The sequence below is a fragment of the Neorhizobium sp. P12A genome (genome assembly GCF_008365395.1).
Taxonomy (GTDB): domain Bacteria; phylum Pseudomonadota; class Alphaproteobacteria; order Rhizobiales; family Rhizobiaceae; genus Rhizobium.
Map to the genome: position 1 here is coordinate 475,980 of NZ_QOVX01000003.1, position 15,656 is coordinate 491,635.

A 15,656-nucleotide genomic window follows, 5' to 3' on the forward strand; every position below is an offset into this window, starting at 1 on the left:
TCCGGCCTCAGCCTCGCTCAGCCAAATGGCTTAACGACGACCAGGATGACGATTGCAATCATCAGAACCGTCGGCGCTTCGTTCATATATCGCCAATACCGCGCCGAATGGCGGTTCTCGTCCCGGGCAAATGCTTTCACCGAACGGCTGAAGGACATGTGGACGAGGGTCAAAAGGACGACGAGACCGATCTTCATGTGCAGCCACGTGCCTTGAAAGCCGTAGACCGACCAGGCGAGATAAAGCCCGAAGATCCAGGTCAGCATCATGGCCGGGTTCATGATGACCTTGAGCAGCCGCTGCTCCATCACCTTGAACGTTTCCGATTGCACCGAGCCGATTTCCGCGTCCGTATGATAGATGAAAAGCCGCGGCATGTAGAACAGCCCGGCCATCCAGGAGATGACGGCGATGATGTGCAGCGTCTTGATCCAGAGATAGAGATTGTCGGGCTGCCAGACGAAGAGCCCGACCGCCAGCACGACAAAGAAGCCTATCGCCAGATAGGCCCGCCGGCGCGCATAATTCCCGGGCCTCGGGTCAGTCTGCTTTTCCATCGCCTCAGCCCTTCCATGCCCGCACACGCTCGACCAGCGTCGACACGTTTGCCGGATCGGCCTGGGGCGTAATTCCATGTCCCAGATTGAAGATCAAAGGGCCATTGCCAAGCGCCTGCAGGATCGCGTCGATGCCTTCCTCGAGCGCCCGACCGCCGGCGACCATCCGCATCGGATCGAGATTACCCTGGACCGGCCCTTCCTTCTGCAGCTCCTGAGCAAAGGAAAGCGGCACAGCCCAGTCGAGCCCGATCGCATCCGCGCCCGTCTTGCGACGATAATCCCTAAGCAGATAGCCGGCGCCCTTCGCAAAGGCGATCACCCGGGCGTCAGGACGTCTCGACTTGATCGACGCAATCATCCGCGCGACAGGCCTTACCGCAAATGCCTCGAACTCCGCTTCGCCGAGAACACCCGCCCATGAGTCGAATATCTGCACGGCATCGGCGCCGGCATCGATCTGCGCCACCAGGTAATCAGCAGAGATGTCGGCAAGGAGCATCAGCAGATACTCGAAAGCCTTTCGATGCCGATAGCCGAAAAGACGGGCAGGGGCTTGGTCCGGGGTGCCGTGGCCGGCGATCATATAGGTAGCAACCGTCCAGGGCGCGCCGCAGAAGCCAAGCAGCGTGGTCTCCTGCGGTAGCTCCTGGCGCAAGCGACGCACAGTTTCCAGAACCGGAGCAAGGTGCTCGACGATCTCCTCTCCATTCAGAGCGTGGATCCCGGTCTCGTCGATCGGATCCATCTCTGGGCCATGTCCCTCGGTGAAACGGACGTTGCGCTTCAGGGCATCGGGAATGACAAGAATGTCGGAAAACAAGATGGCGGCATCAAAGCCGTAACGTCGGATAGGCTGCAGCGTCACCTCGACGGCAAAATCGGGCGTATAGCAAAGATCGAGGAAACTTCCGGCCTTGGCGCGCGTTTCCCTGTACTCGGGGAGATACCGCCCCGCCTGGCGCATGAGCCAGATAGGAGGCGGTATGACAGTTTCGCCGTCCAAGACACGCATTATCTTCCGGCGTTCATCGCTCAATCCCATGCCCTCTTCTAAAACCAAATCTATTTAAAAGAGTTTCTATTTCTTAGAGTCGGTGACTATCAAGGATTAAACGCCTTCCACAGACCGTGCGATTTGTCGCGTCTGTCCATCCGGATTAGCCTCGAAACGGGATTGATTGAAAAAAGTCGGGCACGGTCCCGAATCCTTCAATCTTCTCCGACGCTTGCTGCGACCCCGGAAGAAACCGGTTCTGTGGATAAGCTGGGGAATGATGCTCGGGAATTCATGTTGTCCACACTTCCCACATTCGCCCTTTTCTAACCCCCGAAAAATTGCCGGTGTGGAAAAATCGGCAGTTTTCCCCTTGCCCCTGCCGAGGCGATCGTCCTACCTCTTCGCCGTCCCGCCTTATCAACAGAGGATGGAAAATAGCGTGGAGAACCGCACAAGCTTCTTTCATCTTCATCTGATTTCTGACTCGACCGGAGAGACTCTCATATCCGCCGGACGAGCGGCCTCGGTTCAATTCCATGCCAGCCAGCCGATCGAGCATGTCTATCCCCTGGTTCGAAACCGCAAACAGTTGCTGCCCGTGCTGGAGGCAATCGATAAGAGCCCCGGGATCGTTCTCTATACGATCGTCGATCGCGAGCTGGCGGATCTCATCGACGAGCGCTGCAGGGAGATGGGTGTTCCCTGCGTCAACGTGCTCGAGCCGGTGCTGAACGTCTTCCAGACGTATCTCGGGACCATGTCCCGCCGGCGGGTCGGTGCGCAGCATGTGATGAACGCCGATTATTTCGCGCGGATCGAGGCGCTCAATTTCACCATGGATCATGACGACGGTCAGATGCCCGACGACTACGATGATGCGGATGTGGTCATCATCGGGATCAGCCGAACGTCGAAAACGCCCACGAGCATCTATCTCGCCAATCGCGGCATCAAGACAGCCAACATCCCGATCATTCACGGCATGCCGCTCCCAGAAAGCCTTATCCAGGCAACGAAACCCTTGATCGTCGGCCTGGTCGCGACGACGGACCGGATTTCCCAGGTTCGCGAAAATCGCATCCTCGGCACGGCCGCAGGCTTCGACCGGAGCCACTATACCGATCGCGCGACGATTTCCGAGGAGTTGAAATATGCCCGCTCTCTCTGCGCTCGGCACAACTGGCCCATCATCGACGTCTCCAGGCGATCGATCGAAGAGACGGCTGCTGCGATCGTTGCCCTGAGACCCAAGCTGCGATAAGCCGCAAATACTGCCGGACTTCAGAGGTTTCCAATATGCCCGATCTAATTCTTGCTTCCTCCAGTCCCTTTCGCCGCATGCTGATGGAAAACGCCGGCCTGAGTTTTGAAGCGGTGGCTGCTGATATCGACGAGCGCGCGATCGAAGCGTCGATTGGAAATGAGGGTACAACGCCGGACGCCGTGGCGCTCGTCCTTGCCAAGGCAAAGGCGAGGGAGGTGAGCGACCGCTTTCCCGGGGCACTGGTGATTGGCTCCGATCAAACGATGTCGCTCGGGTCGCTGGTATTTCATAAGCCGAAGGATATGACAGATGCGGAAAATCATCTCCGTCTGCTTTCCGGCAAGACGCACCGGCTAAACAGTGCAATCGCCCTGGCGCTGGATGGCGATATTGTCTGGGAGCATATATCCCACGCCGAGCTGACGATGAGGGACCTTTCAAAGGACTTTATTCATCGCCATCTCTCGCGAGTCGGTGAACGCGCACTCTCCAGCGTTGGCGCCTACCAGCTGGAGGGGGAGGGCATTCAGCTCTTCTCCAAGATCGATGGCGACTACTTTACGATATTGGGTTTACCGATGCTGCCGCTTCTGGAGCAGTTGCGCTTGATGGGATCAATCGATGCATGATTCACGTGAAACACTCGGGCGGAACGCTTTCGTAACCGGCTACCCGATCAAGCATTCGCGCTCGCCACTGATCCATGGCCACTGGTTGCGCACGCTCGATATTCCAGGCAGCTACCGCGCCCATGAGGTAAAGCCGGAAGATTTCCAGGCCTTCATTCAATCGCTGAAGGAAGGCGCGTCTCCTTTTATCGGCGGCAACGTCACCATCCCGCATAAGGAAATGGCATTCAAACTGGCCGATCGCCCGGACGAGCTGTCCCAGGAACTCGGCGCCTCGAACACCCTCTGGCTCGAAGATGGTCTGCTCCATGCCACGAACACGGACGGTCGAGGCTTTACCGCAAACCTCGACCAGCGGCATCCAGGCTGGGACAAGTCGGATCGTGCAGTCATTCTCGGGGCAGGGGGAGCAAGCCGTGCGATCATCCAAGCAGTCCGCGATCGCGGCTTCAGAGAGATCCATGTGGTCAATCGAACCGTCGAGCGCGCGCAGGAACTAGCCGACCGCTTCGGCAATAAGGTGAAAGCGCACCCGATGGCTGATCTGGCGGAGGTCATGCGCAATGCCGGCCTCTTCGTCAACACAACATCGCTGGGCATGGATGGCGAGCCCGCGCCGGCAATCGACTTCTCTCCCCTAGCCTCGAACGCCGTCGTCACGGATATTGTTTACGTTCCCCTCAAGACCCCACTTCTTGCGCAGGCCGAGGAACAGGGTTTTGCAACGGTCGATGGGCTTGGCATGTTACTGCACCAGGCGGTCCCTGGTTTCGAGAAATGGTTCGGCAAGCGGCCGGTCGTGGATGATGCCGTGAGGGATCTGATCATCGCCGACATGGACAGGCACTGATGATCCGGCTTGGTCTTACCGGATCGATCGGCATGGGAAAGTCGACAACGGCTCGACTGTTTGCTGATGCCGGCATCCCGACAAATGATGCCGATGCCGTGGTCCACGAACTCTATGCCGGCGCAGCCGCGCCGCTGGTCGATGCGGCATTTCCCGGAACGATGAAGGATGGCGTGGTCGATCGGCAGGAACTTGCCCGCCAGCTCGCCGCCGATCCTGCAGGCTTCAAGATTTTGGAAGGGATCGTCCATCCCTTGGTTCGCGAGCGGGAAAGGCAGTTCCTTGAGCAAGCGCGGGCGAAAGGCGCAGATATTGTCGTTCTCGATATTCCCCTGCTGTTCGAATCAAAAGCCGAGAGCCGTGTCGATAAAATCGTCGTCGTGAGCTGCGATCCACAGATTCAACGCACGAGAGTGCTTGCCCGCCCGAACATGACGGAGGACAAATTCAACATGATTCTCTCCCGTCAAATGCCGGATGCGGAAAAGCGATCGAGAGCCGATTACGTGATCGACACTGGTCATGGCGTTGAAGCGGCGCGGGAGCGGGTAGAAGAGATCATTGCCGAACTACGCGGCCGAACTGCTTTCCAGGGAAACTGATATGCGCGAAATCATATTCGATACGGAAACAACAGGACTCGACAGCCGCAGCGACCGCGTGATCGAAATCGGCGGCATAGAGCTCTTCAACCATTTTCCGACTGGCCGCACCATCCATCTCTTCGTCAATCCCGGCGACCGGAAGGTCCATCCCGATGCCTTGGCCGTCCACGGCATTACCGACGAATTTCTGAAGGACAAGCCGCCCTTCGCCGACGTCGTCGAAGAGATTTTGGAGTTCTTCGGCGACGCCAAATGGATCGCCCATAACGCCACATTCGATATGGGTTTCGTCAACGCGGAATTCGCCCGCATCGGCCTGCCGCCAATCCTGCCGGAATCGGTCATCGATACCCTGGCGCTCGCGCGTCGCAAGCATCCGATGGGTCCGAACTCGCTCGATGCGCTGTGCCGTCGATACGGCATCGACAATTCGCACCGCACCAAGCACGGCGCGCTTCTCGACTCCGAATTGTTGGCAGAGGTTTATATCGAGATGATCGGCGGCCGGCAGACCGCCCTTGGTCTGGGCGTCAGTGCATCATCCAGTCAGGCCGGAAACAATTACGATGCGGACGATGCTGTGGTCATTGCCTTGACGCGTCCGCGGCCATTGCCCGAGCGCTTGACGGAAGACGAGCGCGGTGCCCACGAAGCCCTGATCGCCAAGCTGGGAGCAAAAGGCATCTGGTCGAAATACGGAACGCAGAACTGAAAATAAAAATGCCCGGATTTTGGTCCGGGCATCTCTGTTTGGTACTACGATTTCAAGGCTCAGTTCGGAACGGCCTGAACCTGAGCGCGGGCCTGTTCTTCGGCCATGCGCTGCGTGAACATCTGGGCAAAATCGATCGGGTCGATCATCAGCGGCGGGAAGCCGCCGTTGCGGGTGACGTCGCCGATGATCTGGCGCGCGAAGGGGAAAAGCAGCCGCGGGCATTCGATGAAGAGAAGCGGCAGCATGTGCTCCTGCGGGAAGCCGGTGACGCGGAAGACGCCGCCATAAACGAGCTCGGTGTGGAAGAGCACCCGGTCGCCATCCTTGGCTTCGGCGCTCAGGCTCAGCACGACGTCGAAATCGGAATCCGACAGCGGATTGGCGTTGACGTTCACATTGATGTTGATGTCAGGCGCCTTGTCGCGGGCCTGAAGAGAACGCGGAGCGCCGGGATTTTCGAAGGAAAGATCCTTGGTATATTGCGCAAGAATGGTGAGGCTCGGGTTTGCGGCGCCGTTGCCGTTGCTGATGTCGGTGGCCATGGGTTTTCCTCGCGGCTTTTATTGGGTGTCGCCATCTAACATTTCGACACCGGCCTTACAACCCTGAGCGCCGGCAGGATCATCTGCCTCCGGCAATCAATCTAGACCTAGTCGCCCAGCTGCTTTTTGTCCGACCAGGGCGAGTTGCGGTTAGGTTCGCGCTGGAAGTCTTCTTGATCGAGATCGACCACCGGACCTGCCGGTCGCCGTCCTGGTTGCGGCTTCGGTCCACCCCGGCTGCCGCCGCGAAATGCGGGCGAGGATCCGAGGACGACGATCCGCTTGCTCAGATGTTTCCAGGCAAGATCGCGAACAGGGGGAAGGAAGAGAAGGAGGCCGAGTATGTCGGTTATGAAGCCCGGCAGCAGCAGCAGAAAGGCCGCGACGACGATCATTGCACCGTGAACCAGGTCGCGACTGGGAATGCCGCCATTTTGGGTTTCCTGCGAGATTCGCCGCAGAATGCCTGTTCCCTGGATCCGCAACAGGGCTGCTCCCAGCATGGCGCTGAGGATGACGAGTCCGAGCGTAGCCCACAACCCGACCGCCTTGCCGACGACCACAAAACCGGCAATCTCGGCAAGCGGCATCAGAAAGATTGCGATGGGAATGAGCGAAAGGCGCATAGTGTGTAGTCCTCGCGATGCCAGTTCCAATAGCGTTAATCCATCATGCGCTACAAAGAAACGGTTCGGCTATTTGAATGATGGGTCTTTGCGGACTATATGGTGTTCCAACAATGGATGTAACAGCGGTGCCGGTACGATATGGGTTCTAACGACTTTGTGACGCTCTTCTTTCTGGTGGCGGCGGTGCTGATCTTTCTTCAGCTCCGTAGTGTCCTTGGTCGGCGCACCGGAAACGAAAAGCCGCCGCGTGATCTCTATTCACCGCGCGATGCCGCTGCCACGTCGGAAACGCCCGATGCCGGCAAGGTCGTCACGCTGCCGCGGCGCGATGTGGTCGAGGACGAAGACCGGTTCGCTGCCATCGACGCTTTCACCCCGTCGGGAACGCCGCTCAATGATTCGCTGAGGGAACTCAGCAAGGCCGATCCATCCTTCAATCCGAAGGAGTTCATCAACGGCGCACGCATGGCCTACGAGATGATCGTCATGGCTTTTGCCAACGGTGACCGGAAATCGCTGAAGGGCCTTCTGTCCCGCGAAGTCTATGACGGTTTCGATGCGGCCATCTCCGATCGCGAAGCAAAGGGCGAAAAGGTGAAGTCCACTTTCGTCGGCATCGACAAGGCGGATATCATGCACGCCGAAATGAAGGGCTCCGAGGCGCTGGTCACCGTTCGCCTCGTCAGCCAGATGATTTCGGCGACCTACGACAAATCTGACACGTTGATCGAAGGCGATGCCGAATCGGTCGGCGAGGTCAACGATCTCTGGACCTTCTCGCGCGATACGCGCTCGCGTGATCCGAACTGGAAACTTGTGGCGACCGAATCGGAACAATGAGCGCAGCGCCTGGTGATTTCCGGCTGGAGCCGGTTGCTTTCGATGATTTGAAGGGCTGGAGGGACGATGATCCATCCAGCCTTTTTCGCGCCATGAGGGATTGCCGCGACTATATCACCGGGACGAAACCCTATCGCACCGGTTCGCTCGGTCTTTCAGCGGACGACCTTTTGCCGCTGCTGAATGATGCAGCGTCCTTCGATCCCATGGATGCAGCCGAGGCGCGTGCATTCTTCGAAGAACGCTGTCGTCCCTTCCTGATCCACCGCGCCGACGACAATCCCGGTTTCGTGACAGCCTTTTACGAGCCGGAGATCGAGGTATCGGCTGTGCCGGACGCGATCTATCGCTACCCCTTCTATCGTCGCCCGGATGACCTGATCGATCTGGACGACAAGAATCGACCCGAAGATATCGACCCTTCCTACATGTTCGGGCGGCTCAGGGACGGGGTGATTTCCGCCTATCCCGATCGCGGCGAAATCGATCGCGGTTATCTGGAGGGGCGCGGGCTGGAGATTGCTTGGGCGAAAGCCAAGGTCGATCTGTTCTTCGTGCATGTGCAGGGCGCTGCGCGGCTGCGCTATCCCGACGGGCGGCTCGGGCGGATCACCTATGCGGCGAAGGCCGGCCATCCATTTTCTCCGGTCGGCCGGCTTCTCATCGATCGCGGCGAGATCGCGCGTTCGGAGATTTCGATGCAATCGATCCACGCCTGGCTGAACGCCCATCCTGACCAGATCGATGAAGTGCTCTGGCACAACCGGTCCTACATATTTTTCCGCGAAGCCGCCGTCGACGATCCGCAGGCCGGACCTGTTGCCGCCGCGAAAGTTCCGCTGATTGCCGGCCGCTCGCTGGCGGTGGACCGGCTGATCCATACGTTCGGCTTTCCCTTTTTCATCCGTTCGCAGAGCCTGACGCATCTCGATGACGGCCGGCCGTTCCAGCGGCTGATGCTGGCGCTCGATACCGGCTCGGCAATCCTTGGCCCAGCCCGCGGCGATATCTTTACCGGCTCCGGATATGACGCCGGCGAGCTGGCGGGTACGGTGCGCAACGATGCCGATTTCTACATCCTCCTTCCGAAGGCGGCAGCCGAGAGGTTTGGCTGATGGCCAAGGATCGAAAGCTCAGCAATGAAGAACGGATCCTCTGGGGCAAGGTCGCAAAGAGCACGAGGCCGCTGCCGGAGCGAAAGAATGATCTGAGCGCCCTGGACGAATTCCTGGCGGAGGAACAGGCCCAGCAAACCGCGCGCCTGGAGAAGACGAAAATCGAGCTTCAAAGCTCGGCCGCGCAACCCTCCACCCCCTTGCCGCAGAAGCAGCTTCCCACCCGGCACCATCCGCTGGAGAAGCCGGTCAAGCGCAAGATCGCCAAGGGCCGGTTGCCGCTGGAGGCCCGTATCGATCTTCACGGCATGATCCAGAGCGAGGCGCATGTGATCTTGCTCGATTTCCTCATACGGGCGCATGAGCGCGGACTTCGCCATGTCCTAGTCATCACGGGCAAGGGTAGCTCGATGGGTAGCGACGGTGCTCTCAAGCGCGCAGTGCCATTCTGGTTCTCGAAGCCGGAATTCCGGTACCTGATATCGTCCTATGAGGCGGCCGCACAACATCATGGCGGCGAGGGCGCCCTCTATATCAGGCTGTCGCGACCGCGCGGGGAAAGGCCATGACGCCCTTCGGCGAGGCTATCCGGAAGCTTAGGCTTCGCAAGGGCGTGTCGCAAAAGCAGATGGCGGCCGCGCTCAATCTCTCGCCGGCCTATCTCTCGGCATTGGAGCACGGCAAGCGCGGACTGCCGAGCTTCGATCTGCTGCAGCGCATCGCCGGCTACTTCAACATTATCTGGGATGAAGCGGAGGAATTGTTCCTTCTGGCACGGGTTTCCGACCCGCGCGTCGTCATAGATACATCGGGCCTCGAGCCCGAATATACCGCCTTTGCAAACCGCCTCTCGATTGAAATCCGCCATCTCGACAAGGCGACGATCAGAGCCCTGATGGCAATGTTGGAAAATACCCGAAAAAGCGGCTGAAAAGCGCCTTAATCCCCTGTTTTATAGGCACTTCAGGGGCCATATATTTGGAAGTTCGGGGAAAAGCGCCCTATAGTCCGGAGTGGAAGCCCGATGATTCGCCGGATCATCGATTCCCTCTGTGCAAACACTGGAAAGACCTCAAGACATATGACCGATACGCCCGCGACCGAAAACGCCGCAAGCACCGAATATGGCGCAGATTCCATCAAGGTTCTCAAGGGCCTTGATGCCGTGCGCAAGCGTCCAGGCATGTATATCGGCGATACCGATGACGGCTCCGGCCTGCATCACATGGTCTATGAGGTCGTCGACAACGCCATCGATGAGGCGCTAGGGGGCCACGCGGATATCGTCACCGTGACGCTCAATCCTGATGGCTCGGTGACCGTGACCGACAATGGCCGCGGCATCCCGACCGACATCCACACCGGCGAAGGCGTGTCCGCAGCCGAGGTCATCATGACCCAGCTTCATGCCGGCGGTAAATTTGACCAGAATTCCTACAAAGTATCAGGCGGTCTCCACGGCGTCGGCGTCTCTGTCGTCAATGCGCTTTCCGTCTGGCTGAAGCTCAAGATCCGCCGTGCTGGCAAAATCCACGAGATGAGCTTTACCCATGGCGTCGCCGATGCGCCGCTGAAGGCGACTGGCGAGGCTGGGGCTGAAACCGGCACCGAAGTCAGTTTCATGCCGAGCACCGACACCTTTACGATGACGGAGTTCGACTACGGAACGCTGGAGCATCGCCTGCGCGAACTTGCCTTCCTGAATTCCGGCGTGCGCATCCTTCTGACGGACAAGCGCCATTCCGACGTCAAGCAGGAAGAAATGCTCTATGACGGTGGCCTGGAGGCCTTCGTTTCCTACCTCGACCGCGCCAAGAAGCCGCTGGTCGACAAGCCTGTCTCTATCCGCGGCGAGAAGGACGGCATCACCGTCGAGGTCGCCATGTGGTGGAATGACAGCTACCACGAGAATGTCCTCTGCTTCACGAACAATATCCCGCAGCGCGACGGCGGCACGCATATGGCCGGTTTCCGCGCAGCACTGACGCGTCAGATCACCTCCTATGCCGACACTTCGGGTATTACCAAGAGGGAAAAGGTCCAGCTGACGGGCGACGATTGTCGCGAAGGCCTGACGGCTGTCCTCTCGGTTAAGGTGCCGGATCCGAAGTTCTCCTCGCAGACCAAGGATAAGCTGGTCTCGTCGGAAGTGCGACCTGTTGTCGAAAGCCTCGTCAACGAAGCGCTCAGCCATTGGCTGGAAGAGCATCCGTCGGAAGCGAAAGTTCTCGTCGGCAAGGTAGTCGAAGCAGCCGCCGCTCGCGAAGCTGCCCGCAAGGCTCGTGAATTGACACGCCGCAAGGGCGCCCTCGATATCGCCTCGCTGCCCGGCAAGCTTGCCGACTGCTCGGAACGCGATCCGGCCAAATCCGAAGTTTTTCTCGTCGAGGGCGATTCGGCTGGCGGTTCGGCAAAGCAGGGGCGCTCTCGCGAAAATCAGGCGATCCTGCCGTTGCGCGGCAAAATCCTGAACGTCGAGCGCGCGCGCTTCGACAAGATGCTTTCGAGCCAGGAAATCGGCACGCTGATCACTGCGCTCGGCACCGGCATCGGCAAGGACGAGTTCAACGCCGATAAGCTGCGCTATCACAAGATTATCATCATGACTGACGCTGACGTCGACGGCGCGCATATCCGTACCCTGCTGCTCACCTTCTTCTTCCGGCAGATGCCGGACTTGATCGAGCGCGGCCATCTCTATATCGCCCAGCCGCCGCTCTACAAGGTAACGCGCGGCAAGTCGGTGCAATATGTGAAGGACGAGAAGGCGCTCGAAGACTATCTGATCGGTCAGGGGCTGGATGATGCCAGCCTTCGGCTCGGCAGCGGAGAGGTCCGTGCAGGACAGGATCTGCGCGAAGTCATCGTAGACGCCTTGCGCCTGCGCGCGCTGCTCGACAATCTCCATTCGCGCTATAATCGGGCCGTCGTCGAACAGGCCGCGATTGCCGGCGGGCTGAATGCCGAGCTGGTCAGCGATCGGACACGGGCGGCAACGGTTGCCGCCGAGGTCGCCAAGCGTCTCGACATCATTGCCGAGGAAACCGAGCGCGGCTGGGAAGGCAACCTTACCAGCGAGGGCGGATTGCGCTTCGAGCGCATGGTTCGCGGCGTCAAGGAAGTGATCGTTCTCGACATGGCGCTGATCGGTTCGTCCGATGCGCGTCATATCGACCAGCTCGGTTCGAGATTGAAGGATATCTACGACATTCCGCCGGTCCTCGTTCGCCGAGACGGCGAAACGGAGATTTCCGGCCCCCGCAGCCTTCTCGATTCAATCTTTGCAGCGGGTCGCAAGGGTCTGTCCATGCAGCGCTACAAGGGCCTTGGCGAAATGAACGCCGAGCAGCTTTGGGAAACGACGCTCGATCCGAACGTCCGCTCGCTCCTGCAGGTCAAGGTCAGCGATGCGACGGATGCGGATGGGCTTTTCGCGCGCCTGATGGGTGATGAAGTCGAGCCACGCCGCGAGTTCATCCAGGAGAACGCCCTGAGCGTTGCAAACCTCGACATCTGATCCGGAGATCAAGCTCACGAAAAAGGCCCGCCGATCAAGCATCGAGCGGGCCTTTTCTTTTGACCGGGGTATTTGTCCTGGCTTACTTGGCGACGAAAGTTCCGTTGAAGGCGAGTTCGGACAGCGGCTTGCGCTGGCTCGGAACTTCGCGCTCGCGCAGCTTCTCCGATAGCTGGTTCTTGTCGCCTACCTTGCCGATAGCGATGGCAGCCTCGACCCGGTAACCATCTGGAACGCCCAGCATCTCGTTGGCCTTGTCCGCATGGAAACCGGTCATGCCATGAGCCTCGTAACCCATGAGATGAGCCTGCAGCGCCAGGAAGCCCCATGACGTGCCGGCGTCGAAGGAGTGGCTGTAGCTGGGCTTCTGCTCCGAGGAGCCAAGTTCACCGGTGTGCGTGCGCGAAATGACGAAGAGCAGCGCTGCTGCCGACTTTACCCAGCCCTGATTGAATTCGACGAGAACGCCGAAGAGCTTGTCCCAATGCTCAGACCCCCGCAGCGCGTAGAGATAGCGCCACGGCTGAAGGTTCGAAGCCGAAGGTGCCCAATGGGCGGCTTCAAGCATGGTCAACAGATCGGATTCGGGCATCGTCTCTTTGGTGAAGGCTCTCGGTGACCAGCGGTCGAGAAACATCGTGTCGATCGGATAGGAGGATTCGCGTGTATTGCTAGTGGTCATCGGGGCACTTTCTGCGTGGAAGGGCGGCAATGAACCTTTCTTCGGTTCGATGCTCGCAATTGGGATTGGCAGCCCCGACTTATAACGCGCGTTATTGCCGCGTCCAGATGATCTCCAGCTCCTCCCGGAAGGCAAACCTCTTCAAATGATCGGCGACCACATTCTGCATCCGTTCGAGATCGTTTTCCGCAGCGACGTTTAGGACCATATGCAATTTGGAGGGATCGGCCGTGAACTCGACATTTGCGTTGTCGCTGAAGGGGACCTTGCCGGATTTTTCGTCGAATTCGACCGTAAAGCGGTGGCTCCAATGCTTGCAGAGCTGCTGGAGGTAACGGCTGCCATGCTCCGTTTTGACATCAGCTGTTGAGGTATACATGTCATCTCCAATACATGACTAAACGAGAAAGGTTTTATCTTTAAACGCCTCGGATCGTTTGGCAAGTCTTGTCCGATCACTCGTCGAAGACAGTCTGTTTCAACAATATGTGATTAATATGATTGAGAAATTCGGTATCCTTACAGGAGAGGATAGCGCTGTTTGGAGATTAAGTCGTTGCTGGTAAATGGAAAATGGGCGGAAGATTGGCAGCCGGTTCAGGCCAAGGATGAAAAGGGTGGCTTCGTCCGCCAGACGTCGAGCTTTCGCAATTGGGTCACGCCAGACGGCCGTCCGGGTCCGACCGGTGAGGGAGGATTTAAGGCGGAAGCAGGTCGCTACCATCTCTATGTCGCGCTGATCTGCCCCTGGGCATCCAGAACCCTGATCGGCCGCAAGCTGAAGGGTCTTGAAGAGGCGATCTCGGTTTCGATTGTCGAGCCGGCCCTGTCGAAGCAGGGGTGGCGCTTCGGCGACTATCCGGGCTCCACAGCCGATACGGTCAACAATGCCACCTATATGCATGAGATCTATACCAAGGTGGAGCCGACGTTCACCGGCCGTGCAACGGTGCCTGTTCTCTGGGACAAGAAGACATCCACCATCGTCAACAACGAGTCGTCTGATATTCTGCGGATGATGAGCGGATGGTTTGGCGATCTGGCACGGAACGAGATCGATCTCTACCCAGCCGATAGACGGGCGGATATCGACGCGTTCAATGATCGCATCTACTCGGCATTGAACAATGGCGTTTATCGCACGGGCTTTGCGACCACCCAGATCGCCTATGAGGAAGCCTTCAACGATGTCTTTACTTGCCTCGATTGGGTCGAGGGCGAACTCGAAGGCAAGAGCTTCCTGTTTGCAGACCACCCGACGGAAAGTGATATCCGCCTTTTCGTGACGCACGTTCGTTTCGATGTCGCCTATAATGGCCTGTTCAAATGCAATCTCCGGCGGGTTTCGGACTATGCCAATATCAGCATGTTCTGCCGTCGCATGATGGATTGGCCGGGCATCGCGGAAACGCTAAACTTCGATCACATCAAGCACGGCTATTATTCGATCGAATCGCTCAACCCTACGCGGATCGTCCCGCTTGGGCCGGCCTTGGACGAATTGTTCTAAGGCAGGGCAAGATCGCGTAAGGGATATCCTTCTTTATTTTCTGGATATCCCCGCCGCCTTGTTCGCCCTTGATTTTTCGATCCCTTTGGAACAGCAGTTGTTCTTCTCAAACAAGCAAAATTGCCTTTCGGGCAAAGCCAATTAATGAGAAAATCGATTGGTGACACAGGTAAATAATTCGTTCATATATGGCGAAACCATTTGCATGAGGAAGCAAGGAAGGGATTATCATGAAGTTGATGCGTGTAGGTGAGGCTGGCAAGGAAAAGCCGGCGCTTCTAGACAAGGATGGAAAGATCCGCGATCTGTCTGCGAATGTAGCAGATATTGGCGGTGAGGCGATTTCGCCGGCAGGCCTTGCAAAGATTGCCGCACTTGATCCAGCCACACTGCCCGAGCTTGCCTCCCGGCGCATCGGCGCCTGCGTCGCCGGCACCGGCAAGTTCATCTGCATCGGCCTGAACTTTTCCGACCATGCCGCCGAAACGGGCGCAACCGTACCGCCCGAGCCGATCATCTTCATGAAGGCCAGCTCCGCCATCGTCGGCCCGAACGACACCGTTTTGATCCCCCGCGGTTCGGAAAAGACCGACTGGGAAGTTGAACTCGGCGTCGTCATCGGCAAGACCGCGAAATATGTCAGCGAAGCCGATGCGCTGGACTATGTTGCCGGCTATTGCGTCTCCCACGACGTCTCCGAGCGTGCTTTCCAGACGGAGCGCTCCGGCCAGTGGACCAAGGGCAAGTCCTGCGACACCTTCGGCCCGATCGGCCCGTGGCTGGTCACCAAGGATGAAGTCGCCGACCCGCAGAACCTCGGCATGTGGCTGAAGGTGAACGGCAAGACGATGCAGGACGGCTCGACCAAGACGATGGTCTACGGCGCTGCCTTCCTGGTTTCCTACCTCAGCCAGTTCATGTCGCTTCACCCGGGCGATGTCATCTCGACCGGCACGCCTCCCGGTGTCGGCATGGGCATGAAGCCGCCGCAGTATCTGAAGCCGGGCGACGTCGTCGAACTCGGCATCGAAGGGCTGGGCACGCAGCGCCAGACCTTCCAGGCGGACAATTAAGCCTATTTGCTGGGCGGAACCTTAAGATTTCTGGGCAATTATGATGCCGGAGAGCAATTCTCCGGCATTTTTCGTTGTTCAGCCCCATATATTATGTTGCTATGCAGCAGAGATTGTTCGTCCGATAT

Annotated in this window: 18 protein-coding genes; 12 read left to right on the top strand and 6 right to left on the bottom strand. The window is 58.4% G+C overall.

All coding sequences use genetic code 11. The features are described 5' to 3' along the window. Positions 1 to 17: 17 nt before the first annotated feature. Both hemJ and hemE read right to left on the bottom strand, forming a co-directional pair. Entirely contained in the window at positions 18 to 557 is a 540-nt protein-coding gene (gene hemJ / locus DTW90_RS14015) for a protoporphyrinogen oxidase HemJ (RefSeq protein WP_149339036.1), read from the bottom strand. A 4-nt stretch (positions 558 to 561) separates the two neighbouring features. Beyond that, positions 562 to 1,596 (bottom strand): uroporphyrinogen decarboxylase, encoded by a 1,035-nt coding sequence (hemE, locus tag DTW90_RS14020; protein WP_149339138.1) that lies wholly within the window; start codon positions 1,594 to 1,596, stop codon positions 562 to 564. Positions 1,597 to 1,996: 400 nt separating this feature from the next. Here hemE and DTW90_RS14025 point away from each other — a divergent pair, with 400 nt between their 5' ends. Genes DTW90_RS14025 through dnaQ form a run of 5 tightly spaced genes read left to right on the top strand, consistent with a single transcriptional unit; the run spans position 1,997 to position 5,617 of the window. Further along, positions 1,997 to 2,818, top strand: a complete 822-nt coding sequence (locus DTW90_RS14025) for a pyruvate, water dikinase regulatory protein (protein ID WP_149339038.1) — start codon at positions 1,997 to 1,999, stop codon at positions 2,816 to 2,818. Between the two features lie 35 nt (positions 2,819 to 2,853). Next, positions 2,854 to 3,450, top strand: coding sequence for a Maf-like protein (locus DTW90_RS14030; RefSeq protein ID WP_149339040.1), 597 nt, complete (start codon positions 2,854 to 2,856; stop codon positions 3,448 to 3,450). Beyond that, a complete protein-coding gene (locus DTW90_RS14035) occupies positions 3,443 to 4,300 on the top strand; it encodes a shikimate dehydrogenase (RefSeq protein ID WP_149339042.1) in 858 nt (285 codons plus the stop codon). Before DTW90_RS14030 ends, DTW90_RS14035 begins: the two co-directional genes overlap by 8 nt. Further along, positions 4,300 to 4,902, top strand: a complete 603-nt coding sequence (gene coaE / locus DTW90_RS14040) for a dephospho-CoA kinase (RefSeq protein WP_149339044.1) — start codon at positions 4,300 to 4,302, stop codon at positions 4,900 to 4,902. Before DTW90_RS14035 ends, coaE begins: the two co-directional genes overlap by 1 nt. A 1-nt stretch (position 4,903) precedes the next feature. Continuing rightward, entirely contained in the window at positions 4,904 to 5,617 is a 714-nt protein-coding gene (gene dnaQ, locus DTW90_RS14045; protein WP_149339045.1) for a DNA polymerase III subunit epsilon, read from the top strand. Positions 5,618 to 5,676: 59 nt separating this feature from the next. Here dnaQ and secB read toward each other — a convergent pair whose 3' ends face one another. Beyond that, positions 5,677 to 6,162, bottom strand: a complete 486-nt coding sequence (secB, locus tag DTW90_RS14050) for a protein-export chaperone SecB (protein ID WP_132522485.1) — start codon at positions 6,160 to 6,162, stop codon at positions 5,677 to 5,679. 107 nt (positions 6,163 to 6,269) lie between these two features. Further along, on the bottom strand, positions 6,270 to 6,788 hold the full coding sequence (locus DTW90_RS14055) for an FxsA family protein (RefSeq protein WP_149339047.1): 519 nt from the start codon (positions 6,786 to 6,788) through the stop codon (positions 6,270 to 6,272). Between the two features lie 141 nt (positions 6,789 to 6,929). Here DTW90_RS14055 and DTW90_RS14060 point away from each other — a divergent pair, with 141 nt between their 5' ends. From DTW90_RS14060 to gyrB, 5 genes are all read left to right on the top strand, one after another. Continuing rightward, a complete protein-coding gene (locus tag DTW90_RS14060; RefSeq protein ID WP_132522489.1) occupies positions 6,930 to 7,631 on the top strand; it encodes a Tim44/TimA family putative adaptor protein in 702 nt (233 codons plus the stop codon). After that, the gene (locus DTW90_RS14065; RefSeq protein WP_149339048.1) at positions 7,628 to 8,746 is read left to right on the top strand and encodes a murein transglycosylase A; all 1,119 of its coding nucleotides are present in this window, start codon (positions 7,628 to 7,630) and stop codon (positions 8,744 to 8,746) included. Before DTW90_RS14060 ends, DTW90_RS14065 begins: the two co-directional genes overlap by 4 nt. After that, entirely contained in the window at positions 8,746 to 9,315 is a 570-nt protein-coding gene (locus DTW90_RS14070) for a Smr/MutS family protein (protein WP_132522493.1), read from the top strand. The genes DTW90_RS14065 and DTW90_RS14070 overlap by 1 nt, the downstream gene beginning before the upstream one ends. Beyond that, the gene (locus DTW90_RS14075) at positions 9,312 to 9,677 is read left to right on the top strand and encodes a helix-turn-helix transcriptional regulator (RefSeq protein ID WP_132522495.1); all 366 of its coding nucleotides are present in this window, start codon (positions 9,312 to 9,314) and stop codon (positions 9,675 to 9,677) included. The genes DTW90_RS14070 and DTW90_RS14075 overlap by 4 nt, the downstream gene beginning before the upstream one ends. Before the next feature lie 150 nt (positions 9,678 to 9,827). Next, positions 9,828 to 12,263 (top strand): DNA topoisomerase (ATP-hydrolyzing) subunit B, encoded by a 2,436-nt coding sequence (gyrB, locus tag DTW90_RS14080; protein WP_149339050.1) that lies wholly within the window; start codon positions 9,828 to 9,830, stop codon positions 12,261 to 12,263. Between the two features lie 82 nt (positions 12,264 to 12,345). Here gyrB and DTW90_RS14085 read toward each other — a convergent pair whose 3' ends face one another. Together DTW90_RS14085 and DTW90_RS14090 are read right to left on the bottom strand one after the other, a co-directional pair. After that, complete coding sequence (locus DTW90_RS14085) at positions 12,346 to 12,945, bottom strand: nitroreductase family protein (protein ID WP_149339052.1); 600 nt, start codon at positions 12,943 to 12,945, stop codon at positions 12,346 to 12,348. 91 nt (positions 12,946 to 13,036) lie between these two features. Continuing rightward, entirely contained in the window at positions 13,037 to 13,324 is a 288-nt protein-coding gene (locus DTW90_RS14090; protein WP_132522501.1) for a DUF2218 domain-containing protein, read from the bottom strand. A 177-nt stretch (positions 13,325 to 13,501) separates the two neighbouring features. Between DTW90_RS14090 and DTW90_RS14095 the strand changes: the two genes are divergently transcribed. After that, entirely contained in the window at positions 13,502 to 14,455 is a 954-nt protein-coding gene (locus DTW90_RS14095) for a glutathione S-transferase family protein (RefSeq protein WP_149339054.1), read from the top strand. A gap of 230 nt (positions 14,456 to 14,685) precedes the next feature. Continuing rightward, positions 14,686 to 15,528 (top strand): fumarylacetoacetate hydrolase family protein, encoded by an 843-nt coding sequence (locus DTW90_RS14100; protein WP_149339056.1) that lies wholly within the window; start codon positions 14,686 to 14,688, stop codon positions 15,526 to 15,528. Positions 15,529 to 15,656 lie beyond the last annotated feature (128 nt).

Excerpts from the sequence above, each read along its gene's own strand:
- hemJ (WP_149339036.1), bottom strand. The coding sequence starts at position 557 with ATGGAAAAGCAGACTGACCCGAGGCCCGGGAATTATGCGCGCCGGCGG.
- DTW90_RS14030 (WP_149339040.1), top strand. The coding sequence starts at position 2,854 with ATGCCCGATCTAATTCTTGCTTCCTCCAGTCCCTTTCGCCGCATGCTG.
- DTW90_RS14035 (WP_149339042.1), top strand. The coding sequence starts at position 3,443 with ATGCATGATTCACGTGAAACACTCGGGCGGAACGCTTTCGTAACCGGC.
- coaE (WP_149339044.1), top strand. The coding sequence starts at position 4,300 with ATGATCCGGCTTGGTCTTACCGGATCGATCGGCATGGGAAAGTCGACA.
- dnaQ (WP_149339045.1), top strand. The coding sequence starts at position 4,904 with ATGCGCGAAATCATATTCGATACGGAAACAACAGGACTCGACAGCCGC.
- secB (WP_132522485.1), bottom strand. The coding sequence starts at position 6,162 with ATGGCCACCGACATCAGCAACGGCAACGGCGCCGCAAACCCGAGCCTC.
- DTW90_RS14055 (WP_149339047.1), bottom strand. The coding sequence starts at position 6,788 with ATGCGCCTTTCGCTCATTCCCATCGCAATCTTTCTGATGCCGCTTGCC.
- DTW90_RS14060 (WP_132522489.1), top strand. The coding sequence starts at position 6,930 with ATGGGTTCTAACGACTTTGTGACGCTCTTCTTTCTGGTGGCGGCGGTG.
- DTW90_RS14065 (WP_149339048.1), top strand. The coding sequence starts at position 7,628 with ATGAGCGCAGCGCCTGGTGATTTCCGGCTGGAGCCGGTTGCTTTCGAT.
- DTW90_RS14070 (WP_132522493.1), top strand. The coding sequence starts at position 8,746 with ATGGCCAAGGATCGAAAGCTCAGCAATGAAGAACGGATCCTCTGGGGC.
- DTW90_RS14075 (WP_132522495.1), top strand. The coding sequence starts at position 9,312 with ATGACGCCCTTCGGCGAGGCTATCCGGAAGCTTAGGCTTCGCAAGGGC.
- gyrB (WP_149339050.1), top strand. The coding sequence starts at position 9,828 with ATGACCGATACGCCCGCGACCGAAAACGCCGCAAGCACCGAATATGGC.
- DTW90_RS14085 (WP_149339052.1), bottom strand. The coding sequence starts at position 12,945 with ATGACCACTAGCAATACACGCGAATCCTCCTATCCGATCGACACGATG.
- DTW90_RS14090 (WP_132522501.1), bottom strand. The coding sequence starts at position 13,324 with ATGTATACCTCAACAGCTGATGTCAAAACGGAGCATGGCAGCCGTTAC.
- DTW90_RS14100 (WP_149339056.1), top strand. The coding sequence starts at position 14,686 with ATGAAGTTGATGCGTGTAGGTGAGGCTGGCAAGGAAAAGCCGGCGCTT.